This window comes from Nitrosococcus wardiae (genome assembly GCF_004421105.1).
In the GTDB taxonomy this organism is placed as follows: Bacteria; Pseudomonadota; Gammaproteobacteria; order Nitrosococcales; family Nitrosococcaceae; genus Nitrosococcus; species Nitrosococcus wardiae.
Map to the genome: position 1 here is coordinate 1,243,734 of NZ_CP038033.1, position 23,641 is coordinate 1,267,374.

25 protein-coding genes are annotated in these 23,641 nt (G+C 51.4%); 14 read left to right on the forward strand and 11 right to left on the reverse strand.

The window, feature by feature from the left end:
* Positions 1-12: 12 nt before the first annotated feature.
* From lptA to E3U44_RS06135, 5 genes are all read right to left on the reverse strand, one after another.
* Entirely contained in the window at positions 13-840 is an 828-nt protein-coding gene (gene lptA, locus E3U44_RS06115; RefSeq protein WP_134357182.1) for a lipopolysaccharide transport periplasmic protein LptA, read from the reverse strand.
* Positions 818-1,327, reverse strand: coding sequence for an LPS export ABC transporter periplasmic protein LptC (gene lptC / locus E3U44_RS06120; RefSeq protein ID WP_240761747.1), 510 nt, complete (start codon positions 1,325-1,327; stop codon positions 818-820). The genes lptA and lptC overlap by 23 nt, the downstream gene beginning before the upstream one ends.
* 61 nt (positions 1,328-1,388) lie before the next feature.
* Positions 1,389-1,910 carry a 3-deoxy-manno-octulosonate-8-phosphatase KdsC gene (kdsC, locus tag E3U44_RS06125; protein WP_134357185.1) on the reverse strand — a complete coding sequence of 174 codons (522 nt, stop codon included), beginning with the start codon at positions 1,908-1,910 and terminating at the stop codon, positions 1,389-1,391.
* Between the two features lie 21 nt (positions 1,911-1,931).
* Positions 1,932-2,948 (reverse strand): KpsF/GutQ family sugar-phosphate isomerase, encoded by a 1,017-nt coding sequence (locus E3U44_RS06130; RefSeq protein WP_134357187.1) that lies wholly within the window; start codon positions 2,946-2,948, stop codon positions 1,932-1,934.
* A gap of 162 nt (positions 2,949-3,110) precedes the next feature.
* Positions 3,111-3,899, reverse strand: coding sequence for an MlaA family lipoprotein (locus E3U44_RS06135; protein WP_134357188.1), 789 nt, complete (start codon positions 3,897-3,899; stop codon positions 3,111-3,113).
* 261 nt (positions 3,900-4,160) lie between these two features.
* On the opposite strand from E3U44_RS06135, the gene E3U44_RS06140 reads away from it, so the two are divergent.
* The 12 genes from E3U44_RS06140 (at position 4,161) to E3U44_RS06195 (ending at position 13,610) form a co-directional block, all read left to right on the forward strand.
* On the forward strand, positions 4,161-5,045 hold the full coding sequence (locus E3U44_RS06140) for an ABC transporter ATP-binding protein (RefSeq protein ID WP_134357189.1): 885 nt from the start codon (positions 4,161-4,163) through the stop codon (positions 5,043-5,045).
* On the forward strand, positions 5,042-5,824 hold the full coding sequence (gene mlaE / locus E3U44_RS06145; protein ID WP_134357191.1) for a lipid asymmetry maintenance ABC transporter permease subunit MlaE: 783 nt from the start codon (positions 5,042-5,044) through the stop codon (positions 5,822-5,824). The genes E3U44_RS06140 and mlaE overlap by 4 nt, the downstream gene beginning before the upstream one ends.
* A gap of 2 nt (positions 5,825-5,826) precedes the next feature.
* Entirely contained in the window at positions 5,827-6,294 is a 468-nt protein-coding gene (gene mlaD / locus E3U44_RS06150) for an outer membrane lipid asymmetry maintenance protein MlaD (protein ID WP_134357192.1), read from the forward strand.
* A 77-nt stretch (positions 6,295-6,371) separates the two neighbouring features.
* Positions 6,372-7,013, forward strand: a complete 642-nt coding sequence (locus E3U44_RS06155; protein WP_134357194.1) for an MlaC/ttg2D family ABC transporter substrate-binding protein — start codon at positions 6,372-6,374, stop codon at positions 7,011-7,013.
* Positions 7,014-7,379 (forward strand): STAS domain-containing protein, encoded by a 366-nt coding sequence (locus E3U44_RS06160; protein ID WP_134357195.1) that lies wholly within the window; start codon positions 7,014-7,016, stop codon positions 7,377-7,379. It begins immediately after the preceding gene.
* A 121-nt stretch (positions 7,380-7,500) separates the two neighbouring features.
* The gene (locus tag E3U44_RS06165; RefSeq protein WP_134357196.1) at positions 7,501-8,145 is read left to right on the forward strand and encodes an MlaC/ttg2D family ABC transporter substrate-binding protein; all 645 of its coding nucleotides are present in this window, start codon (positions 7,501-7,503) and stop codon (positions 8,143-8,145) included.
* 94 nt (positions 8,146-8,239) lie between these two features.
* Positions 8,240-8,467, forward strand: a complete 228-nt coding sequence (locus E3U44_RS06170; RefSeq protein WP_013031439.1) for a BolA family protein — start codon at positions 8,240-8,242, stop codon at positions 8,465-8,467.
* A 67-nt stretch (positions 8,468-8,534) separates the two neighbouring features.
* Complete coding sequence (murA, locus tag E3U44_RS06175; protein WP_134357198.1) at positions 8,535-9,830, forward strand: UDP-N-acetylglucosamine 1-carboxyvinyltransferase; 1,296 nt, start codon at positions 8,535-8,537, stop codon at positions 9,828-9,830.
* A complete protein-coding gene (gene hisG / locus E3U44_RS06180; protein ID WP_134357199.1) occupies positions 9,823-10,464 on the forward strand; it encodes an ATP phosphoribosyltransferase in 642 nt (213 codons plus the stop codon). Before murA ends, hisG begins: the two co-directional genes overlap by 8 nt.
* Positions 10,457-11,761, forward strand: coding sequence for a histidinol dehydrogenase (gene hisD, locus E3U44_RS06185; RefSeq protein WP_134357201.1), 1,305 nt, complete (start codon positions 10,457-10,459; stop codon positions 11,759-11,761). The genes hisG and hisD overlap by 8 nt, the downstream gene beginning before the upstream one ends.
* Positions 11,761-12,837, forward strand: a complete 1,077-nt coding sequence (gene hisC / locus E3U44_RS06190) for a histidinol-phosphate transaminase (RefSeq protein ID WP_134357202.1) — start codon at positions 11,761-11,763, stop codon at positions 12,835-12,837. Before hisD ends, hisC begins: the two co-directional genes overlap by 1 nt.
* A 14-nt stretch (positions 12,838-12,851) precedes the next feature.
* Positions 12,852-13,610, forward strand: coding sequence for a Nif3-like dinuclear metal center hexameric protein (locus E3U44_RS06195; RefSeq protein WP_134357203.1), 759 nt, complete (start codon positions 12,852-12,854; stop codon positions 13,608-13,610).
* A gap of 98 nt (positions 13,611-13,708) precedes the next feature.
* On the opposite strand, the gene E3U44_RS06200 is transcribed toward E3U44_RS06195, so the two are convergent.
* Positions 13,709-14,596, reverse strand: coding sequence for a formate/nitrite transporter family protein (locus tag E3U44_RS06200; protein ID WP_240761748.1), 888 nt, complete (start codon positions 14,594-14,596; stop codon positions 13,709-13,711).
* Positions 14,597-15,157: 561 nt separating this feature from the next.
* Between E3U44_RS06200 and E3U44_RS06205 the strand changes: the two genes are divergently transcribed.
* Positions 15,158-15,379, forward strand: a complete 222-nt coding sequence (locus E3U44_RS06205; RefSeq protein ID WP_134357205.1) for a hypothetical protein — start codon at positions 15,158-15,160, stop codon at positions 15,377-15,379.
* Between the two features lie 29 nt (positions 15,380-15,408).
* On the opposite strand, the gene E3U44_RS06210 is transcribed toward E3U44_RS06205, so the two are convergent.
* Positions 15,409-17,103, reverse strand: a complete 1,695-nt coding sequence (locus E3U44_RS06210; protein ID WP_134357206.1) for an AMP-binding protein — start codon at positions 17,101-17,103, stop codon at positions 15,409-15,411.
* A gap of 41 nt (positions 17,104-17,144) precedes the next feature.
* Positions 17,145-18,257, reverse strand: coding sequence for a Glu/Leu/Phe/Val family dehydrogenase (locus E3U44_RS06215; protein WP_134357208.1), 1,113 nt, complete (start codon positions 18,255-18,257; stop codon positions 17,145-17,147).
* Between the two features lie 239 nt (positions 18,258-18,496).
* On the opposite strand from E3U44_RS06215, the gene dusA reads away from it, so the two are divergent.
* The gene (gene dusA / locus E3U44_RS06220; RefSeq protein WP_134357210.1) at positions 18,497-19,519 is read left to right on the forward strand and encodes a tRNA dihydrouridine(20/20a) synthase DusA; all 1,023 of its coding nucleotides are present in this window, start codon (positions 18,497-18,499) and stop codon (positions 19,517-19,519) included.
* Between the two features lie 85 nt (positions 19,520-19,604).
* Here dusA and E3U44_RS06225 read toward each other — a convergent pair whose 3' ends face one another.
* From E3U44_RS06225 to E3U44_RS06235, 3 genes are read right to left on the reverse strand one after another with little or no spacing between them, the layout of a single operon-like run.
* Positions 19,605-20,861, reverse strand: a complete 1,257-nt coding sequence (locus E3U44_RS06225; protein WP_134357211.1) for a vWA domain-containing protein — start codon at positions 20,859-20,861, stop codon at positions 19,605-19,607.
* Entirely contained in the window at positions 20,851-21,897 is a 1,047-nt protein-coding gene (locus E3U44_RS06230; RefSeq protein WP_134357213.1) for an AAA family ATPase, read from the reverse strand. Before E3U44_RS06230 ends, E3U44_RS06225 begins: the two co-directional genes overlap by 11 nt.
* Before the next feature lie 35 nt (positions 21,898-21,932).
* Positions 21,933-23,393, reverse strand: coding sequence for an amidohydrolase family protein (locus E3U44_RS06235; protein ID WP_134357215.1), 1,461 nt, complete (start codon positions 23,391-23,393; stop codon positions 21,933-21,935).
* Positions 23,394-23,641 lie beyond the last annotated feature (248 nt).

Consider the following 23,641-nt stretch of genomic DNA (forward strand, 5'->3'; position numbering starts at 1 on the left):
GGGGCAATAGGGTTATTCCCTGTGTCCATCTAGCAAGCGAATAAAGTCGGCATGGACCCAACCTTCTATTGACTCGCCTTTGGCTAGTGTGGAGATGTGTAACCATTCCTCTTGCCGCTCTAGGATAGTGATTGGCGTTCGGGGTGGGAGGAGCGCTGTTTTGCTGTAATCGGTGTCGGGGCCGGTACGTAAGTTTAGCCAAGTTGTAGTTCGCCCATGGGTTAATTCAGGATTGAGCTCCTGGTTATCACCTTCTTGATTTTCTGGGGGCTCTGGCTCTGCCGGGATAGGGGTTGAGTTTTCAGGAGTAGGCTCACTGCCGGGAGTGTTGCTGTTGTCAGGACGGATCGTGACGTGGACTCGGCCATCCCCCGTCTTGGAGCCTTCGCCCCTCACAATATCATGTTCTGTTTCGTAGACGATACGATCGCCGGTAAATTCATTGGCACTCTGCCAGACATGGGCCTTCCGTAAAAGATAAATGGTTGCCGTGTTGGCGTGATATTCCATTCGCAGCGCTTTAGCCCGGATATCTTCATCGCTATTGTCGGGTCGTTGCCGATACCATACGGGCTGGCCTTCGGCAATGGCTTTTTCCAGTTTTTTTTCCGGCGTGTAGTAGATTGTCAGGATATCGGAGTCAATGCGCAGGGTACCTTGGGTAAGATGGACGTTGCCGCGATAGACCGCGATGTGTTTGCGATCATCTAGCTCTCCTCGATCGGCCTCAATATGGATGGGTTGCTCCTTATCGCTGGATAAGGCCCAGGCAGTTTTATCCTCTACGCCCGCGAAAATAAGCCAAAGGGCGGTGAATTTAAGGCCTAGGTGTCGGCTCATAGTCTCCTCTTACCTGCGATAATAGCTCTATGCGTTCCTCTTTTAGATACACTTGAGCCCCTATGGCATGAGTTTTGCCAAAACTATTTAGCAACGTGATGGGCTGATTGGTCTCGGCATATTTTGCCCAGGGTTCCACCCGCATATCCTGGGTGAAGATCTTCATCTTATTGGTTTTGGCATCGGCCCCAAATTGCCGAATAACGACTTCCCCTAAGAGGTAAATCTCATCGCCTTGGCTATTAGTTAAACCCTGTTCAGCCACGACCTCCCAATGGGGAGTGTCTTGACGATAAAAGACAGCATGTGGCGCAGTGACTTCTACGGTATCGTTATCCGGGTAGTGGACCATGTGAGTACCCGCCAAGCGGTAAAGGGGGAGACCCTTTTGGTCCATCAACGTTAAGGTAAATTCCTCCATGAAATAATTGGCAGTACGCCTGTTCGGGTCGGTGCGACCAGGGCGCGCAGGGTCTTCATTGAGCAATTTCCACGCCGTCAAGGCAGCGATAAGGGCAAGTACCGCTGCACCCCAGGAACGGGTTAGATTAATAATGCTTCTCCAGTTGCGCTTCGAGAGTTCCCTGAGCTTCCATAATTAGCTCGCAGGCGTCACGAGCAGCACCTCGACCGCCGGGGTTGGGGGTAATCCAATGGGCATGTTGCTTGACCAGCGGATGGGCATCTTGAACGGCAATGGCTAATCCTACCCGCTGCATAATCGCCAAATCCACCACATCGTCGCCCACATAGGCAGTTTCATGGGTTTGGAAACTGAGTTTTTCAAGCAAATGTTCGTAAGCGGGGAGTTTAATCTTTTGGCCCTGGTACACATGGGTGATTCCGAGGCTTTCCATACGGTGGCTGACTACTTGAGAAGTTCGACCGGTAATAATTCCAATTTGAACCCCCGTGTATTGTAGCATTTTCATGCCGTGGCCATCCCGGGAATAAAAGACCTTGTATTCCTGGCCGTCATCACTCAGGAAAAGGCCTCCATCGGTAAGCACGCCATCCACATCAAAAATGACTAATTTGATAGCCGAGGCTCTGACAAATACCTCATGCATGGAGTTTATCCTATTCTTTCCCTACAAGACACCTGCTCGGAGCAGGTCATGCATATTTAAGGCGCCGATTAAGTGTTGAGTGTGATCTACCACAAGGAGCGCATTAATACGATGACGCTGCATTATTTGCAAGGCCTCAGCGGCGAGATGATCAGGACCTAAGGTTTTACAATGAGTCGTCATGATGGCGGCAATTGGTGTGGCATGCACATCGATCCCCCGGTCAAGAGCCCGGCGCAAGTCTCCGTCGGTAAATATGCCTACGACCTGGTTTTGAACATTGACGACAGCTGTCATTCCTAATCCTTTACGGGTCATTTCCAGCAGGGCACGGCTTAAGAGCACATCCTCGGTAACTGCGGGGATATCTTTCCCTCGGTGCATGATATCGCTAATGCGAAGCAAGAGGCGTCGTCCCAGGCGGCCACCGGGATGAGAGCGGGCAAAATCCTCCGCCGTGAAACCACGGGCCTCTAGCAAGGCAATGGCAAGGGCATCACCCATGGCTAGAGTTGCCGTACTGCTTGCGGTGGGGGCTAGCCCCAAGGGACAGGCTTCTTTTTCTACACTAATATCAATATGAACGTCGGCAGCCCTTCCAAGGGTTGATTGGGGTTGGCCCGTCAGTGCAATCAGTGGAACGCCGAGACGTTTAATTAGGGGGAGAATAGTGCAGATTTCTGCAGTCTCTCCAGAATTGGAAAGAGCCAGAACGACATCTTTTTCGGTAATCATGCCTAGATCGCCGTGGCTAGCCTCTCCTGGGTGGACAAAAAAGGCAGGAGTACCCGTACTGGCCAGGGTCGCCGCAATTTTACCACCAATATGGCCGGATTTACCCATCCCTAGCACCACAATACGAGCTGTGCAGGCGAGCATGTATTTGCAGGCAGCAGCAAAATTCCCGTCAATTCGAGCTCTCAATGCAGCCACTGCACTGGCTTCAGTTTCGATAACAGCTGCTCCTAATTGGGCCAGCCGTTTATCCAGATCCTTATCGTGACTGGATAGGGATGAACTCAATGGGTGGGTTACCATAGGCGCACTAAACTAATGGTCTAACTTATATACCAAGGGAGCTCTTCTTAAAGCCAAAGAAGGCCTGGATTTCCATACCTTCTTTGCTTGTTGAGCGCATTGGACAGATAAAGGAACTGTCCCTAACCTCGGTTATTATGCCAGTGTTGAGGCAGATTTGCCCTAGCGGTAAGTGGGAACTGGAGCGGGAGGTTCTCCAGGCGCCTCTTCTTCGTCGTCAACTTCGAACTCTTCTTCCGGAAATTTCTCTTTAGGTACTTTGCCATCGTACACTAGGAACTTGCGACGTTGGAGAAAGGCTTCTCGGGTGTAGACATAGGGATCCAAAGCCGCTTCCTTCAGGATATCGGTCGCTTCCAGTAAGTCTGCCCGGGCATCCACCGCTCGTGTCCCGGCGAGTCCAGATTTTATTCCCGTATTTCCCAAATAGATGATAGGCCAGGTGAGGGCATCGATCCCCAGGCCAAAACCGTCCCGCACGTCGCTCGGTCCCAACAGGGGCAAAACCAAATAAGGCCCGGTGTTAAAGCCCCAGACTCCTAGCGTTTGCCCAAAGTCTTCATTATGCTTAACCATGCCGCCGGAGGTGGCCACATCAAATAGACCTCCGACACCCACTGTGGTGTTCGCTAGGAAGCGTGCGAAATCTGTTAACCCTTGGTGGAATTTCCCTTGGAATATGGCGTTTATAGTAATGATTAAATCTTCGAGGTTACTAAAGAAATTGGTGATACTTTTGTCAACGGGAGTCGGTACAACCTGATCGTAACCTTCCGCAATGGGTTTCATTACATAGCGATCTGCGGCATCATTAAATCCGTAGATAGCGCGGTTAAAGCCTTCGAAGGGGTCACGGGGGTCATCATAGGTGGCGTTAGTCGCACAGCCAACCAATAGGCTAACGAATACTCCTAGCCCGGCCCGTAGCACCATTGCAGATATTCGGTTCATAACTTCTCTCGGCTTAACTTTAATATCGATTCTTATGGTTGCATTTTACTGTCATACTTTGGGATCGGGCATGGATGAACACTGCTGGCCAGCACAATTGGTTTTGATTACTTGGCTGTGCTTGTCATTGATCTTGGAGAGAATTCACCCTATATTCCCCGCAATTTGAGCACCCGCCATCATCGCATGCAGTGAAAGGGGGATCAACCCTGAAATGATGTTCAGTAAAGTGGGACTGAAAACATAAGACGGAATTATGGTATGAGTACAGAACCAGATGCATCTCTGGTCAAAATCCGGGGCCTACATTTTTCCCATGGGAAACGCCCTATTTTCAAAGGGGTGGATATTAATATCCAGCGGGGAAAAGTGACCGCCATTATGGGACCGAGTGGGACAGGTAAGACCACCCTATTGCGTTTGATTGGAGGGCAACTACATCCTGATGCAGGTACTGTGGAGGTGGATGGTTACCCGGTCCCTTCTTTACCTAGGGGAGAGCTTTATGCGTTGCGTCGACGGATGGGGATGCTGTTTCAAACCGGTGCTTTGCTGACTGATCTCTCCGTGTTTGATAATGTCGCTTTTCCATTACGAGAGCATACTCGGTTGTCTGAAACTATGATCCGTGATTTGGTGCTTATCAAGCTCCAAGCTGTCGGTCTGCGTTGTGCCCGTTCTCTTATGCCTAGCGAACTTTCCGGGGGGATGGCTCGCCGGGTGGCTTTAGCCCGGGCGATTGCATTAGATCCGATGATGATCATGTATGATGAGCCCTTCACGGGCCAGGATCCCATCTCCATGGGGACCTTAGTACAACTTATTCGACTGCTTAATGATGCCCTTGGACTAACAAGTATTATCGTCTCCCATGATGTTCAGGAAACCGCTTCCATTTCGGATTATATTTATATTCTCTCGGGAGGGCAGGTAGTGGAGCACGGTACACCGGAGCAGATTAATCGCTCTGGTTCTGCTGCTGTCAAGCAATTTATGCAGGGACTGCCTGATGGGCCAGTGCCATTCCATTATCCCGGTAGGGACTATGCTGAAGACCTACTCAACCCAGAGCAGGGCAGTTCTGCTCCTTCTTTAAAGAAGTTAAAGCGTCTGTTTAGGCGGCGTACTGGGCGGGAGGCAGCGTGATTAGCGCTCTTCTTCGCTTAGGTCGCTGGGGGCTGGGAACTTTTGAACGTTTGGGGCGAGGCCACCTTTTTTTGGTGCGACTACTGCTAGGTATTGCCGCCCTATTGCTACGTTTGCCTCTGCTTATTGTGCAGATGTATTCCGTGGGAGTTTTGACCTTACCCATCATTGTGGTGTCTGGTGCCTTTGTCGGTATGGTGTTAGGGCTTCAAGGTTATAATACCTTAGTTGATTTTGGCGCTGAGGAGTCCTTGGGGGTGATTGTCTCCCTCTCCTTGGTTCGAGAATTGGGACCTGTGGTCAGTGCTTTGCTCTTTGCAGGGCGGGCCGGTTCTGCCCTTACCGCTGAAATCGGTCTCATGAAAACGACCGAGCAACTGTCAGGAATGGAGATGATGGCGGTTGATCCGATGCGCCGAGTCGTTGCTCCCCGCTTTTTTGCAGGTTGTTTTTCCATGCCGCTATTGACGGCGATTTTCAGTGCTGTGGGGGTGCTAGGAGGATATTTTGTGGGAGTGGGGTTGTTGGGCGTGGATGAAGGGGCCTTTTGGTCACAGATGCAAGCTAATACCGATTGGGAAGAAGATATCCTCAATGGGGTGATTAAAAGCTTGGTGTTCGGTTTTGTGGTTACCTGGATAGCTGTTTTTGAAGGTTACGATACTGCCCCCACCTCTGAAGGGGTCGCCCGGGCGACCACCCGTACTGTTGTCCATTCTGCTTTTGCTGTACTAGCGCTGGACTTTGTGTTAACTGCCCTAATGTTTGGAGTTGAATAGGTATGAGGCAGTCTCGAGCAGTAGAACTCATTGTGGGCCTATTTGTGGCTGCGGGTCTAGGAGCACTTTTTATGCTGGCGATGAAGGTCAGCAATTTAAGCCTGGTAGCGCAGGAGGACACTTACTCCGTCACCGCAAAATTCCAGAATATTGGAGGCCTTAAGGTGCGCTCTCCGGTGACTTTGGCCGGGGTTACCATTGGCCGGGTGGCTGTTATACAAATCGACTCCCAAACTTATGAGGCAGAGGTCAGGATGCGTATTGAGTCCCAGTATGACTATTTGCCCGAAGATACCTCAGCCAGTATCTACACCGCCGGGTTGCTGGGCGAGCAGTATATTGCCTTGGAGCCCGGGGGAGCCGAGGTTTATCTCAAAGAAGGTGACAAGATCTTCCTTACCCAATCCGCCCTGGTGTTAGAGGAACTCATTGGCCAATTCCTTTATAGCAAAGCTGCTGGAGAGTCTTAGTTGTGCTAGGTGGGGCTGAAATAATTAAATTTCTCTTTAATTTAACCTAAACGCAAATGGCTACTGGGTGCTCAAAGATGAACAACAAAAAAATCTTATCTACTGTCACATTGCTATTGTTGATATTTGGATGGGGGATTACCCTTCCACAGGCATCGGCCAACACCTTATCTGTTGCCTCGGCTCAGGAGCTGGTTAAACAGACTTCAGAACATTTAATGGCGACTCTTAAGGTTCAAAAAAGCGAGCTAGAAGCCCATCCTGAGCGGATCTATCCTGTGGTCAAGGATATTGTATTGCCTCATTTTGATTTTCGGCGCATGGCTCAATTTGTCTTGGGAAAATATTGGCGGCCGGCGACTGGGAAGCAGCGGCAGCGCTTTGTCGATGAATTCCGCGCCCTTCTAGTACGGACCTACTCCACCGCTTTGCTTAAGTATTCCCACGAAAAGATTCGTTACTTACCAGTGCATGGGCCTACGGAAGCAAGTGATACCGTAGTACGGGTTGAAATTCTCCAAGCCAACGGGGGGCCTGCTGTGCCCATGAGTTTACACCTCTATAACAAGGGCGGCGCTTGGAAAGTATTCGATGTCAAAATCGATGGCGTTAGCCTGATCACCAATTATCGCGCTAGTTTTGCCAGCCAAGTGCGCACTGGGGGGCTCAATCAATTAATCGAAAAGTTGGCGGAGAAAAATGGCAAGACTGGTGTGTAAATGATTTTCCGTATTGATTCTATACAGAGAGGGCATTTCCGGATTGTCGGTGAATTAACCTTTGATACCGTACCAGAGGCAACGAAAAAAGGGCTGGCATTATTTGACGAGGTAGCGGGGGAGCTTTGTATCGATCTACAGGGTGTCTTTCGTACTGACAGCGCAGGCTTGGCGTTGCTTATTACTTGGATGCGTTACGCCCAGGAGAACAATAAATCCCTTCAGTTTTTTAATATTCCAGCTCAGATGTTGGCGATAGCCCGGATTAGCAGTCTGGATCAAATTCTTCCTTTGGCTGGGAAACAAGCGTTGAGTCACCTCTCATCTTTAGCTCAGGATAAAAAACTGATCTCTCCTGTGAGCTAGCGCTTTTGTGTGGAAGTATCCTTAACAATTACAGGCAAAAAATCATAGGCGGCAAAATTTTTCCCTGGCTATGAGTACAAGAAAGCGATTACAGATGCAGCGATTAATGTGGAGAAATACAATGAATAGGTATCATAAGCTAGGTATGAGTTTAGCTGTAGCCCTAATATTGACGGTTTTAGGCGCTAGCATCTCTCCAATCCAAGCTGACCCACTGCCTACCGCATCAGCTCAGCAATTAGTGGAAGAAACCTCCGAGCGTATGCTCCAGACTCTGCGGAACAAGAGGGAAGAGTTGGAAGAGCATCCGGAGAGGATCTATGATTTGGTCAAGGAAATTCTTTTGCCCCATTTTGATTTTCAGCGTATTGCTCGTTTGGCGCTTGGAAGGCATTGGCGGCAGGCTAACGAGGAGCAGCGACAGCGTTTTGTCGGCGAGTTTCGGACCCTTTTGGTTCGGACTTATTCGACGGCTTTGCTGAAGTATAGCGATGAGAAGATTAATTACTTGCCATTGAGGGGACCGAAAGAGGCTGAGAATATCCTTGTCCGAATGGAGATTGAGCAAGCTAGGGGTGGGCCTCCTATTTCGATGGAAGTCGATCTATATGAGAAAGGGGAAAATTGGAAGGTCTATGATGTCAAAATCGATGGAGTCAGCTTAGTGACTAATTACCGCACCAATTTTGCTAGTGAGATACGCCAAGGTGGTCTTGATCAACTTATCGAGAAGCTAGAGAAAAAGAACCAAAAGGCGGGGGCCTGAGCGGCTTGGTGACCCATGGATTTAAACCATAGGGGATGACAGCCTCGGACCGAAGGGGTATTCTCTGGTCCTTAGCTCGAACTGGGGTAACTTAATGGATGCTAGTGAAATCAAACACATGATAGAAGCCGGTCTGCCCGAGGCAGAAGTTGCTGTGCATAGTGAAGACGGCCACCATTTTGAGGCACTTGTTGTTTACGAGGGTTTCAAAGATAAGAGCTTACTTGAACGGCATCGCATGGTGTATGAGACTTTAGGTGATAGCTTCAAGTCTACCTTGCACGCTTTGGCTATTCGCACCCGGGCTCCTGGGGAAGGTTAGGAGATATGCTCCTTTTGCTTGTTGCTTGATCCATAGCGGATAGCACTCCCTAGGAAGCCGATGTCTTGTGGATAAGTTATTGATCACGGGGGGTATCCCCCTTAACGGAGAAATCCGTATTTCGGGTGCTAAAAATGCCGCCTTGCCCATGCTGGCAGCGACTTTGCTTACAGACGAGCCCGTCAAAATCTGCAATATTCCCCACTTGCACGATATCACCACGACTATGGAGTTGCTCGGGCGTATGGGGGCCCAGCTCATGGTGGATGAATATCTTAATATTGAGGTAGATAACCGGGACTTAAAGGAGTTTTATGCGCCTTATGATTTGGTGAAGACTATGCGGGCCTCCATCCTGGTGCTAGGCCCCTTATTGGCCCGTTATGGGCGGGCGGATGTGTCTCTGCCCGGTGGTTGCGCTATCGGCTCCCGGCCGGTTAACCTTCATATCCATGGTTTGCAGGCCATGGGGGCAACCATTAATGTGGAAGGCGGTTATATTCGGGCCCGCACCCAAGGGCGGCTGAGGGGAACCCGGTTGCTTATGGATCGGGTCTCGGTGACTGGAACCGAAAATTTGATGATGGCAGCCACTTTGGCTAAAGGCACCACCTTCATAGAAAACGCAGCTCGTGAGCCGGAAGTGGTGGATTTGGCTCACTGCCTTAATCGGATGGGCGCGAGAATTAGCGGCATGGGTACCGATACCTTGGTTATTGAAGGGGTCGATTCCCTTAGCGGTGCCTGTCATTCGGTACTTCCTGATCGCATTGAAACGGGTACCTATCTGGTCGCTGGCGCCTTGACGGGAGGACGGGTGAAACTCAAGAATACCAACCCGGAAATTTTGGATGCCGTATTGCTTAAGCTGGAGGAAGCCGGCGCTGAAATTAATACGGGGAAGGATTGGGTGGTTTTGGATATGAAAGGGCATCGACCCCGCGCGGTGGATATCCGCACTGCCCCCTATCCGGCTTTTCCTACGGATATGCAGGCCCAATTTACAACCTTAAATATTGTTGCCCAGGGGAGTGGTACGATTACGGAAACTGTTTTTGAAAATCGATTTATGCATGTCCAGGAGCTACAGCGAATGGGGGCGGATATTCGACTGGAAGGCAATACCGCCTTTACCAACGGCGTGGAAATGCTTACGGGCGCTCCGGTGATGGCCACCGACCTTCGGGCTTCGGCCAGTTTGGTTTTAGCAGGACTAGTTGCTCAGGGGGTTACTGCCGTGGACCGTATTTACCACATTGACCGTGGCTACGAATGTATAGAGGAAAAATTGCAACAATTAGGCGCCAAGATTCGCCGTGTTCCAAGTCATGTTCCCAGCGGGGCCTACGCTGCTTATGGCTGAACCACTCAAGTTGGCGATTTCCAAGGGGCGAATCTTTGAAGAAACATTGCCCTTACTGGCCACTGCGGATATTTACCCGCGGGAAGATCCAAAAACCAGCCGCAAGTTGGTGCTCGATACCAATCGGGAGGATCTTAAGCTGGTGATCATCCGTGCAGCTGATGTCCCTACCTACGTTGAGTATGGCGCTGCTGATTTTGGAGTAGCCGGTAAGGATGTCTTGTTGGAGCATCCGGGGGATGGATTGTATGAACCCCTCGATTTGCGAATTGCCCATTGCCGCATGATGGTGGCCGGTAAATCTGAAATGACTCCTCGATTGGGGCATCTGCGAATTGCCACCAAATATGTGCGCAGCACTCGCCGTTTTTATGCTGAGCGGGGTGAGCAGGTGGAGGTCATCAAACTCTACGGTTCCATGGAGTTAGCGCCATTAGTCGGCCTTGCTGATCGCATTGTTGATTTAGTGGATACGGGCAATACGCTTAGGGCTAATGGCTTAGTTCCCTTAGAACATATTGCGGATATCAGCTCCCGTCTGGTGGTCAACAAGGCTTCAATGAAAATGAGGCACCAGCCGGTTAAAAAATTTACTCGCTTAATGGCTGAAGCTGTGGAGAAATTGCATGGTTGATATTGCTCGTCTAGACACCACCCAGGGAGATTTTTGGTTCCGTCTAGAGCAGCGTTTAGCTTGGGAAGGTGTGGCAGATGAGGCGGTAATAGCAACCGTGGATGAGATCCTTAAGGGGATTCGTTCCCGGGGGGATGCCGCTCTGTTGGAGTACACCCAGCGTTTCGACCGCTTAGAGGTCGCTGATATTGCCGAGCTTGAGATTCCCCTCTCCCGTTTGCAAACGGCATTGGCCACCATTCCCGTGGAACAGCGAGAAGCCCTAGAGGCGGCGGCTGAGCGGATTACTGCTTATCACCGTCATCAAAAGCAGGAATCCTGGAGCTATACTGAGCCTGACGGTACTGTTCTGGGTCAACAGGTGAATCCTCTAGACCGAGTGGGGCTTTATGTGCCTGGTGGCAAGGCGATTTATCCCTCCTCAGTCCTGATGAACGCCTTGCCCGCAAAGGTAGCGGGGGTTACTGAGCTGATTATGGTGGTGCCCACCCCCCGGGGTGAAGTAAGCGATCTCGTGCTGGCGGCAGCGGCTGTTGTCGGGGTGGATCGGGTGTTTGCCATCGGCGGGGCTCAGGCGGTCGCGGCTTTGGCCTTTGGTACAGAAAGCATCCCTCGGGTTGATAAGATCGTCGGTCCTGGCAACATTTATGTGGCCGCCGCTAAGAGGATGGTATTTGGTCAGGTAGGCATTGATATGGTTGCTGGGCCCTCTGAAATTTTAGTGCTCTGTGATGGGAAAACCGATCCGGAATGGATTGCCATGGATCTGTTCTCCCAGGCTGAACATGATGAGGATGCCCAAGCGATTTTGCTTTCTCCCGACGGTGTTTTTTTGGATAAAGTGGTGGAGGCTATAGCACGGTTGTTGCCTACCCTGGAGCGGCATGAGGTGGTGGCGACTTCCTTGAACTCCCGTGGCATTCTGATTAAGGCCCAGAATATGGACCAGGCTTTGGAGGTGGTTAATTTTATCGCCCCTGAGCACTTGGAACTCTCAGTGGAAGAGCCGCAAGCCTGGGTTCCCCATGTCCGCCATGCGGGAGCTATCTTTATGGGACGATACACTGCTGAAGCCCTAGGGGATTATTGTGCTGGCCCTAACCATGTCTTGCCCACCTCGCGGACTGCCCGTTTCAGCTCACCCTTGGGGGTGTATGACTTCCAGAAGCGCTCCAGCCTGATTCAGTGTTCGCCCCAAGGTAGCCAAGCCCTAGGACAGGTGGCCTCAGTATTGGCTCGCGGCGAAGGGTTGACCGCCCATGCCCGTTCCGCAGAATACCGTTTAAAAGGGGAATAATGGCAAAAAACCGGATTGCCCAATGGATCCGCCCTGAGGTACAGCAACTCTCTGCCTATCCGGTTGCCGATGCAGAGGATTTGATTAAGCTGGATGCCATGGAAAATCCTTATACTTGGTCGTCGGAACTGATAGAGGCTTGGTTGGAGCGGCTGCGCGAGGTCAGTGTTAACCGTTATCCGGATCCGGAAGCTCGTAGTCTCAAGGCCCGTCTCCGGCGGTACATGGCGGTGCCAGAGGGGAGGGAGATTATTCTAGGGAATGGTTCCGATGAGTTGATCCAAATGGTGTTGCTGGCCGTGGTGGGTCCCGGGCGGAGCGTGATTGCCCCTGAGCCTACCTTCGTGATGTATCGGCAGATTGCGACCATGTTAGGGTTGCGGTATCAGGGTGTGCCGCTTCGGGAAGATTTTTCTTTAGATTTGCCGGCGATGTTGCAGGTCATCCAGGAGCAAGAGCCGGCCGTTGTTTTTGTCGCTTATCCTAATAATCCCACCGGTAATCTTTTTCCCGCCGAAGAAGTGCAAGCGATTATTGAAGCTGCCCCAGGGCTAGTGATAGTAGATGAAGCCTATACCGTATTTGCAGACGACACTTTCATGCCGCAACTAGGCGATTATGAACACCTTCTGGTTATGCGGACTCTCTCTAAGATTGGCCTGGCAGGTCTCCGGTTAGGGGTACTAGTTGGCAGCCCAGATTGGCTTAAGGAATTAGAGAAAGTCCGTTTGCCCTATAATATCAATCAGTTGACTCAAGTCAGTGCTGAGTTTGTTTTGGAGCAACCGGAGGAATTGGAAGAACAAGCTAGACTCATCTGTAGTGACCGAGCCCGGTTGCAGAAGGCTTTGCAACAGCTACCGGGAATCCAAGTGTATCCTAGCAACGCCAATTTTATTCTTTTTCGTACTCCACCCCAGCGGGCCGATGCAATTTTTGCAGAAATCAAAGCACAAGGGGTGTTAATCAAGAACCTTTCTGGTCACGGGGGTCCGTTAGCTGACTGTTTGCGGGTGACCGTAGGGACAGCAGAAGAAAACCACGCTTTTCTAAAGGCCTTAGCTGCTACTCTATAGTGTATTAAAAAAATATGGCAAGCTTACGAGAAATTCTTGCTTATCTGGGCGATTTGTTGCAGGTAGAGAGAGTTTCTGACTATTGCCCTAACGGCCTGCAAGTAGAAGGTAAACCGGAAGTGCGGTGCTTAGTCAGCGGTGTCACCGCCTGCCAAGCACTGCTCGAAGCGGCTGTAGTTGCTGGGGCTGATGCCTTACTGGTTCACCATGGTTACTTTTGGAAGGGAGAGGCGGCGCCCATCGTTGGAATGAAGTGTCGGCGTCTCAAAATTCTGCTGGCCAATGATATCAGTTTGTTGGCATATCATTTACCCTTAGATGCTCATTTTGAATTGGGCAACAATGCCCAATTGGCTCGGGTTTTGAACCTTGAAGTCAAAGGACAATTTATTGGAGCAGGCGGTATCACCATTGGTATGTATGGTTGCTTGCCTGCCCCCATGAAAGGGGAAGCGTGGGCGCGTTATATTGCGGAACGGTTAGGTCGTGAACCCCTTTATGTTCCGGCTCACAAAGGGGATATTTATACGGTGGGTTGGTGTACGGGGGGAGCCCAAGGGTATATCGAGCAAGCGGCTGAGAAAGGATTAGATGCTTATCTTACCGGGGAAGTCTCGGAGCCAACAGTGCATAGCGCCAGGGAACAGGGGATAGATTTTTTTGCCTGCGGCCACCATGCCACTGAACGCTATGGTGTTCAGGCCCTGGGGCAGCATCTAGCTGAAAAATTCAACTTGGAGCATCAATTCATTGATATTGATAATCCGGCTTAGCCGTTTTTAGGCTAGAGGCATAAACGGGCACCCTCAATGGAGCAAAGGGGACTTCCCTGTCACTTTGCTCCGAATGGTATTTTGAACCCTCGCGCCTTTTATGGATTAATGCTATGGGTGTAATACCAAAGGGTGGCATTAAAGATTAGCGCGCCCAGGATATTACCGATGGTCACGGGAATCTGATTCCACATCCACCAGTCGTAGAGGGTGACCTCCGCGCCAGAAAGAATACCCACCGGGAAAACGAACATATTGACGACGGTGTGCTCAAAGCCTAGGGCAAAGAAGGTGGAAATGGGCAGCCATATTAGCATTATCTTTCCCGGAACGCTACGAGCAGCTTTGGCAAAGATGGGGCCTAAGCTAACCAGCCAGTTACAGAGCACCCCCATTCCCACGGCAGCTAACCATCCCATGGTCCCATAATCCACATAGGAAGCCTTTTTTTCTGCTAAATGGGCCAGAGTGGTGAGTACTCCCGAGGGCGCAACAGCGCCACCTTTGGTTAGAGAGAGCCAAAGTAGGCTTGCAAAAAAGATTCCTCCGAGAAGGTTCCCCAGCAGGGTCCAGAACCAGTTGCGGGCAACTCTCCGGGCTTTAACGCGGCCTGCAAACATGCCAATGGGCATCACTGAAAAGCTGCCGGTGGCCATCTCAAGGCCTAGGGTTGCGAGCATGATATAGCCGACTGGGAAAATAAGTCCGGCGGCTGCACTGGGCCATCCCTGAGTGACCAGTAAGGCGGAAAGGGCGGTGGCATACGCCAAAAAGGGTGTGCAGAGAAAGCCTCGTATCAGGATGTGGGAGGTAGCAAATTTATCTTTTTTAACTGCATCTTCGACAATATCACGCCCCATCTGCGCGGGGGGTACGGCATCCAACATCACAAAGTCGCTGGGTTTTGCGGGAGCCGCCCCAGCCACTGGATGATTGGCTGCGGGATTACCCTGGGGGTTTGAGTTATCAGTTTCAGTTTCGCTCATGGTAGTACTCATGGCGTTATTAGCCTCCTCATTATTTCTAAATTGTGCCGTCACATGGACTGCTCTTTTGTTGCAGGTTTTTGGCCCCTTTGCGGGCCTAAAATGCTCCTAAAGATGCTGAGAAAATGTTGAAAAGGCGCTGCCATAAGGATGCATCTTTAGTCATTAACGAGTGATTTTGTTATGCCGCAGATGTGGTAGCAATCAATGGGAAGTTGCCCAACCTTCCTCACTAGCGCTTGGCGAGAAGGTCTCGGGCGCTCTCTATTTCAGGCACGCTCGGCGGGATGGCGGACAGATCGGCGATGGTTCAATAAAGCAAGCCTGAAGGTTAAACTAAGGCTTGCAGGCCACATCAGCGTCAAATCTTCACAGGATAAAATATCTGCCATATTTTGGGGGCGTATTTTGCCTCAAGTCAGTGCTTGCAGCAAGCGATGATCTTGCATTGGAGTTGAGGCGGAACTATTCATTTTGTGCTCTTTACCTATGCTTCTAAGCGGTCAACTGCCGTTTCTAGATTTATAGGTATTCATCATCAACCAATAGGGAGAATGGGGAATGGCCAATCGGCATCAAGAAGTAGCTGAAAAAGTAGTCGAAGCTTTTAAGGAACTGTTGAGTGAGCAAGCCCGGGAACAGATCAGCGATAGGCAATTCGATGAGCTAGCCCTAATAGTGAGAGAGGCTCTTTCAGAGGAGTTGGAGAATGCAGTCGAAATTGCGGAGGATATGGTTAAAAGGCTTCGAGCCCAGGTCGAAAGGCCGGAACTGGAGCTTTAGAGAGAGCTATTTTAGCCGACTAGATGGGCTTATCTCCTTTTTTGGATTTCCATCTCCTGCATTCGAAATTTTTGCAGCTTTCCAGTGACGGTCATAGGAAAGGTATCGACAAAGCGGAGGTATCTTGGAATCTTAAAATGGGCGATTTGTCCCTGACAAAAATGGCGGATCTCTTCTTCTGTTGAGTGCTCTCCAGGGCGGAGTTGGAGCCAGGCTACGATTTCTTCCCCATAGTATTCATCGGGTACCCCGAAGACAGCAACTTGGGCCACTTTAGGATGGGTAAAAATAAACTCTTCAATTTCCCGAGGATAAATATTTTTCCCTCCCCGAATAATCATCTCTTTGAGGCGTCCGGTAATTTTAAGATAGCCATTTTTGTCCATGACACCTAAGTCGCCAGAATGTAACCACCCGGCGGAATCGATGGTTTTGATTGTGGCGGCAGGATCACCATAATAGCGGTCCATAACATGATAGCCGCGAAAGCAAACCTCCCCGACTTGTCCGAAGGGGACCGTTTGCCCGTTGGCTGGATCAATCACTTTGACCTCTTGATGGGGAAGGTTAGTCCCGACAGTCTCGGTACGGCGCTCTTCGCTATCCTCCCGTGATGTCAGGTGAGTCAGGGGGGAGGCCTCTGTTTGGCCATAGCCAATCAGGATTTCACGGCAATGCATTTCCCCCATCACCCGCTTCATTAACACCGGTGGGCAGGGGGCGCCTGCCATGATGCCTGTTCGGAGGCTAGAGAGATCAAAGTTTGGGAATTGGGGATGTTCCAATTCGGCAATGAACATGGTGGGGACCCCATGAAGGGCGGTACAGCGTTCCTTCTCGATGGCTTGTAAGACCAATCGGGGATCAAAGTGTTCACAGGCAATGACGGCGCAGGCGCCAACCGACAGGCAGAGCAGATTGGCCAAGACCATCCCAAAGCAGTGGTAGAAAGGGACGGGGATACAAAGCCGGTCTTTGGCCGTGAAATGCATTGCCAAAGCAGAAAAATAAGCATTGTTGAGGATATTGTGGTGGCTCAGCACCACTGCTTTAGGAAATCCCGTCGTTCCTGAAGTATATTGAATATTGACAGGATCATCCCGATCGAGGGAGGCGGTCATCTTATCCAGTTCTTCGGGGCTAATATGCTCGGCTGCCTGAAGAAGTGCGGGCCAGGTAGTAAAGCCAGGAAAAGGAGACAGGGTTTGGTCAGGTTGCGCTGGGTCGTAGAGTCCTATCCGCTGCAAATGGGGGAATTCCTCACTTTTAAATTCTCCTGAATCCTCTGTTAACCGAGGAAAAAGTTCTAGCAGCATAGAAATATAGTCACTGCTGCGAAATGAGGGAATGGTAAACAATCCCTGCACCTCTGAGCGTTTCAAAGCATAGGCCAGTTCTCGGGTCCGGTAAGCAGGATTAAGGTTAACTAAAATGGCACCCATACGGGCTGTCGCCATTTGGAGTAGTAGCCATTCGAGATTATTGGTGGACCAGATACCAATACGGTCGCCTTTAGCAAATCCTATCCCCATGAGCCCACGGGCCAGAAGGTCAATGCTTTCGGTAAGTTCCGAATAGGTGAGGCGCCGCTGTTGCGGCAGCGAAACGACGGCCTCCTGGGTGGGGAACTGACGGGCTACAGCGGCAAAATGCTCCGGAATGGTGGCGCCAAGAAGGGGGGTATTGCCACCTCGATGGCAATAGCTCTTTTGAAGGCCTATCATGATTTCTCGACCAGTTTAAGAAAGTCGTCCGAGGGCAAGGGCTAAAATAACGACCAGCGCCGCAATCCCATAGTTTTTCTTACCCGCCGCGAGGCCAGATCAACAGCCGCTTCCCGGGGCAATTTCTGCTGATTTTTAGCCTCTTTGAGCACCGCTTCGGTATTGCGCCGTAACTTCTCTTCAATGGCTTGAAAGGCCAAAGTTTCATTGGCCCCTTGGTATTCCATGGCGGCACAGATCACCCCCCCGGCATTGGCGATAAAGTCGGGAATGCATAGGATGCCATGGGCATGCAAGTACTTTTCTGCTTCCAGCGTGGCCGGGATGTTGGCACCTTCGATGACAAGCTTTGTTTTTAGCCGTTGCACATTATCCTCCCGGATCACATCGGGACGGGCTGCTGGAATCCAAATATCACAGGGGATATCGATTATTGCCTCCCGGTCAAGTCTCTCCCCCTCCAGATAATCCACAACGCTTTTACCCTGCTGTTTGAGTGTCGAGAGGGTCTCCACATTTAAGCCGCCGGGATGGTGAATGGTTCCCTGGGAATCAGCCGCCCCCACCAGGACGGCACCCTTCTCGGTGAGAAAACGGGTCGCATGGTATCCCACCGCCCCAAAGCCTTGCACCACTATTCGAGCCCCTGCCAGCTCGAAATCGCAGAACCGGAGCGCCACATCGACCACATGACTAATCCCCCAACCGGTGGCGCCTATCTCATCAAGGGGAATGCCGCCTAGTTCCCGTGGTAGCCCCACAACCCGGCCGATTTCATCTTTAACCCAGGCCATAGATTCCTCATCCGTGCCCATGTCGGGAGCAAAGATATATTGCTCGGCCTCTCGGAGGGCACAAGCAAAAGCGCGGATGAGGCGCTCTTTGTCCGGCTTTGGCATCTTGGGATCACCAAAAAGCACGGCCTTACCACCTCCATGGGGAAGTTCTGCCGCGGCATTCTTGAGAGTCATGGCGCGGGCTAAGCGGAAACATTCTTTAGTGCTGACATCCGGGGCTAGGCGGACACCACCGATGGATGGCCCTGTGGCGACATTATCAATGACCAAAATGCCCTTGAGGTCAATGGAGGGCTCATAAACATGAATGACTTTCAGTGGCCCGAGTTCGTCAGCAAATTTAAATACATTTTCCACAGAATCCTCCTTTGCGGTCAGTGGTCGGAACTCCCACAGCGCCCGCCGGGCTATGGGGGGATAAAGGATATTGAGAATTAGAACCCAAGCGTCAGAGTCCTTATAAGCCTTACCCACCTTGAGTGGGTCTGATAGCCAGCATGGGAGACATATCCCTTGATTTTTATATTTATATTAATCTTAGTCCAATTTAACTTAAGGCGGGGTGGACAGGATCGAAGGATGTTAAACTTGGCGGTATGAAAACGGCTAGCAGTCGCTTTTTTTCTAATACCTTTCCCGCCGCTTATTTACCCCGGCGGGTGTCCATTGCGCCGATGATGGAATGGACTGATCGTCATTGCCGTTACTTTCTCCGCCTGATTTCCCATCACGCCTTGCTCTACACCGAGATGGTGACGACAGGGGCGCTTATTCATGGGGATCGGGAACGTTTCCTTGCCTATCACCCAGCGGAGCATCCTCTGGCTTTGCAATTAGGGGGGAGCAACCCCGAAGAAGTGGCCTTTTGTGCCCGTCTGGCTGAGGAACACGGGTTTAATGAAGTCAATCTTAATGTGGGCTGTCCCAGCGACCGAGTGCAGTCTGGACGTTTTGGGGCCTGCCTGATGATGGAGCCTGAATTGGTTGCTGAGTGCGTTGCGGCCATGGCCCAAACGGTCCAACTTCCGGTAACGGTCAAGACCCGGATTGGGGTTGATGAACAGGATTCCTATGAGGCTCTGACCCGGTTTATCAGCACGGTGGCGCAGGCAGGTTGCCGGACTTTTATCCTCCATGCCCGCAAGGCTTGGCTGCAAGGTCTGAGCCCTAAGGAAAATAGGGAAAAACCCCCTTTACGTTATGAAGTCGTGCGGGCTATCAAGCAGGATTTTCCCCATTTGGAAGTGGTAATCAATGGGGGGATTACGACCTTGGAGGAGGCCCAGGAGCATTTAACATTACTGGATGGAGTCATGATTGGCCGGGCGGCCTACCATAACCCTTATCTTCTTGCCCAACTCGACCGGTATTTCTATGGGGATTTTCATCCCCTATCTCCCCGCCATGGAATTATGGAGGCTTTTTTACCCTATGTGGAAGAACAATTGGCTCAAGGCATTTATTTGAGCCGTATTACCCGCCATATTCTGGGACTGTTCCAGGGCCAGCCGGGGGCACGGGCTTGGCGCCGTTATTTAAGTGAAAATGCCCACCGGCCTGGCGCGGGGATAGAGGTCATCCGGGAAGCCTTGCGGCGGGTGCCGCAAGGCTTTGGATGATAAAAATTTGCCTTTTATTCTCCTTATTATTTACTGGTTTACTGACAAGGGCTTTCTTGCAGTTTTTCATGCTTAAGTGAGTTTCTCAATTAAGCTGTATTCGCCGCCCCCATGGCACTTGGGCTTTGCCCTTCACGAGCCAGATGACCGGATAAGGAGGCTCTACTTCGGGGAATGGGCCTCGGGCGTCGGTAAAGTAAAGCAGAGCGTCCGGGTAGATGCCTGCTTGTTCCACCCAGTCAAAGGGGGGGCGAAAATTGGTATCACCACCGCCGGGTAAACTCTCTGGCAGTGTCAGTACCTCCCAGGGTTCATAGATCCACGGGCCTCGTTCACAAAGGTCGGCATCGCAGGCGTGGAGGAACACGCGGGCCCGAAGTTGGCCCTTTAGGGCACTGACTTCGGTAAGAAAGCTCTGTAATTGCTCATCGTGAATGGAGCCGCTGGTATCTAGCACGATCACCAACTCTATTTGCTGGGAAGCGAGGCGAGGCAAAATCGCCGAACCTTCACGGCGAGAGGGCCGGGTAAAGCTGTAATCATTCCGCGCGGCAGTGCTCAGGTATTGGGCGAGTAATTGCCGCCAAGGGAGTTGGGGTTGCCCAAGGCTGCCAATGAGTCGTTGTAAGGGACCGCTTAGCTTGCCGGCTTGTAAGGCTTGTTGGGCAAGACTCGTGGTTCGTTGTTGCCAGAGGCGGTTGAGGTGTTCCCGCTCCGCTTCGGTTAAGGGCGGAGGTGATGTTGAAGGGAAGGTTTGGGTGGAGGGAAACAAAAGGTCGCCCTCAGAAGGTTTATCTTGCTGCTGTGAGCCATGGATGCTCCAACCTTTACTGGCAGTATTGAGATCAACAGGGGTGTCGGACAGGGGGGGTTCGTTTTCATAGGCATGGTAATCGACAGTTTGCAATTTTGCTCCGGAGGGAATCAAGGGATAAATTTCTTCGGCGCTTAGGCCACGGTAGTCTTGATTAAGTAACACCCCAGGCGGGGGTTGGAGTCCCTCTCGAACCAGTAATTGATTGACTGCATAATCACAGGCCGCATTCCAACGGCCTAGGTTCCGGCGGCCCCGGCGGGCAAAGTGACATAACGCGCAGTGGAGGGCCTCGTGGGCCAAAATGAACTGGAGCTGCTCAAAGGAAAGCCATTCTACATAAGCAGGGTTGTAGTAGATAGCCCGGGCATCAGTGGCGGTGCTGCCACACCATTCGGGGCTTGCTTCCTGTAAGGGGAGGTGCAGAATCAAAGCTCCCAGGAAAGGCCGTTCCACCACCAGGCGCGTCCGGGCGGCGCTAAGCTTAGTGCGGAGTTTGGTCCCTTGGGAACTCCAGCTATCGTTCATAGAGCATCAGGTCAGAGACCTGCCGCGCCCATTTAGTAAATCCAGGATGAGCCAGGAGGGGGCGACCAATGGTCCGGAACATTTCAGTGACCAGCATCACCCCCATCTCCCGTTCCGGTAGCCGGGTAGCATAATCCAGAATATGTCCATAGATACGGTGTGCCTCATGGGTCTCCATCGCATCCACCGCCCGCCGCACCAGGGTTGCGGCAACCCCATATTGGAGATCCAGCTCCTCCGGGATGGCAACTTCCTCCCCCCGTAATATGGCCTCTACATCGGGCATTCGCGCCATATTATCAATAAAAGTCTTGAATTCCAGGCCGGCCTTAGGACCCACACAGGCTTGCAGGGCCTCCAGCAATAATTCTGGAGCATCAGCAAATTTTTGTAAGGCCCGATGAGCATATTCCCAGGAGCGAGGAGTTGGGAAGGCGAGGGGGGTTTGATTAGGTTCGATCTCGAACAGGAATTCAGGCCGGTACAGCAAAAAACCAATCAAGCGCTGGTCGATACCCTGATGACTGGCCCAGGTGACCCAATCTCCCACATGGGGTTCGATTTCATAGTGAGTAAAGCGATTAGCAAGGGGGGCAGGTAAAGTATAAGTAATGCCTCGATCCCCATGGCGATTGCCCGCCGCCACGATGGCCCAGCCCTCTGGTACGGTATATTCCCCCAAATGACGATCGAGAATAAGTTGGTAGGCCGCGGCGGAGACTGTAGGGGGCGCCGAGGTTAATTCATCCAGGAACAGAATCCCTTCAGGTCCATGGCGTTTTTGGTTGGGTAGCATGGCGGGGATTGCCCATTCCACCCACCCATCGACCCGGAAGGGGATACCCCGCAGGTCTGTTGGTTCTAGCTGTGATAAGCGTAGATCAATAAGCGGAACGCCAAAGCTCTCCGCGACCTGGGAAAGGATCTGGGATTTACCTACCCCCGGTGGTCCCCAGAGCATAACGGGGGTATGTTGGCCGTGGCGGACCGCAGCGAATTCTCGCTTGAGGATAGCAGTAATATGTGAAGGACGCATAAAGTTTTTCTGCGAATTGAATCCTAAGGCTAGTCTTAACTGCTACTCAAGCGATGGAACTGCAAGAACTCGCGCCGGGTTTTGGGTCCATTGGTCAAAAAACTAGGCTCGGGGTTTTGGAGGTAGTCTTGCTTGATCTGGGCTACCCGGTCTTGGGTGTTGCGCTTTTTGATTTCATGGGGCGCTAGGCCGTAAGGTTTGGCTGCATTTAATCCAAAAACCTTGGCTCGCAATGCCGGGGTGATTTCTGGATAGCCATAACTGTCGCGGAACTGGGGTGAAATTTGAAAGGCGCGAAAGGCTTGGATCTGGTCTTGAGGGCTCCCATACCAGATGGAGTCAGTGCCCCAGAGGACATTATTTTCACCCACATATTTGAAAAGTTTGCCCAGCAAATGGGCCGCCTGATTGGGATCTTGCATGACCATTCGCCAGGTGGTGCCCAGTTCGGCATAGACATTGCTGTTAGGGGGGATATCGTTCTCTTGCAGGGACTGGATGAGGGTATCTACCCCGCCATCCACATTGGCCGGATCGTAAGGTCCCTCAGTATGCCGGGGTTCGAATCCCGAATGATACACAATAAAGTTAACATCTGGGTAGTGGCGGGCGACTACGCCAATATCGCGGCAGGTGGAATAGGCATAAGGCAAATTGAACAGGGGAATCCCTTTGTGGACGCAGATTAACTTGACTCCCAATTCCCGTGCTCGCTCGATAAAGGGAATCCCATATTGTTCATCGTCCAGCCAGTAACCCTTACCTTCAGGCCCCCATTGGGTATAGGTTTTCCAGGCAGCAACCTGATGCTTTTCTTTTTGTTGGGCCATTTCTTCAATGGCTCCTGGCAGGTTAGGGTGAACCAGGCCATGAATGAGCAGGCGATAGTTTCCCTCCATCGCTTCCACGAGCGCTCGAGTGGCTGCGGCTTCCTCGGTGGATAGGGGGTTATCTTCGGGGGCCGCGGGAACCGCCGAGAGAACGGCCATATCGGTGTCGCTATCTAGAAATACCTCGCGGATGAAGTGCTCTGCTGAAAAACATTCAATGGCCCCATCACCGCAGCGGGATTGGGGAAAGAATCGCAGGATATAAGTCCAGCGGTTGGTGAGACGACGCCAGGCCCCCTGGGGATTTACATGATGGCCTTGGATATCGAAGATAAATTCATGATTGTCGCCGATGCTGGCTTGCGCTGCCCCCGGCTCAAAAATAGCCTCGGCAGGAATCTCAAACCATCCTCCATTTTTCCCGAAATACGCATAGGCTTCGTTCATTGCCAATAGGGTAGCTGCGGCACCACCCAGGGATTTAAGAAAACTTCGGCGGGAGAGCCCGGCTTTTTGGCTGCAGAGGGTGGCTCGTTGGTGGGCTAGTTCCCTTGCGGCTCGGGCTGGAGCGCCCAGGGGATAAGGCATAAATTCACCGTTTGAGGTGCTGTCGAGCTTGATAGGTAACCGTAAACCTTCCGGATCGAAGTTTTCTTTCATAGGCATAGGCTACTCCTCGCTGAGATGGGGGGAAGCGCCAAAAGTTCTATCTTAAAAAGATAGCTGAGGGCTGCACATCACGCCTAAACATATAGCTCAGGACTTACTCATACCAATTTCATGTAATTTTGCATTGTATAAGTTCAGTTTAAACAATTGCTTGAAGCCTTAATAGATTGCACTCTTTGATTAAATTGGTATCAGTTTGTCATACCTGCTTCCGGGAGTATGACGACTTCGGGTCTTTTGCGTAA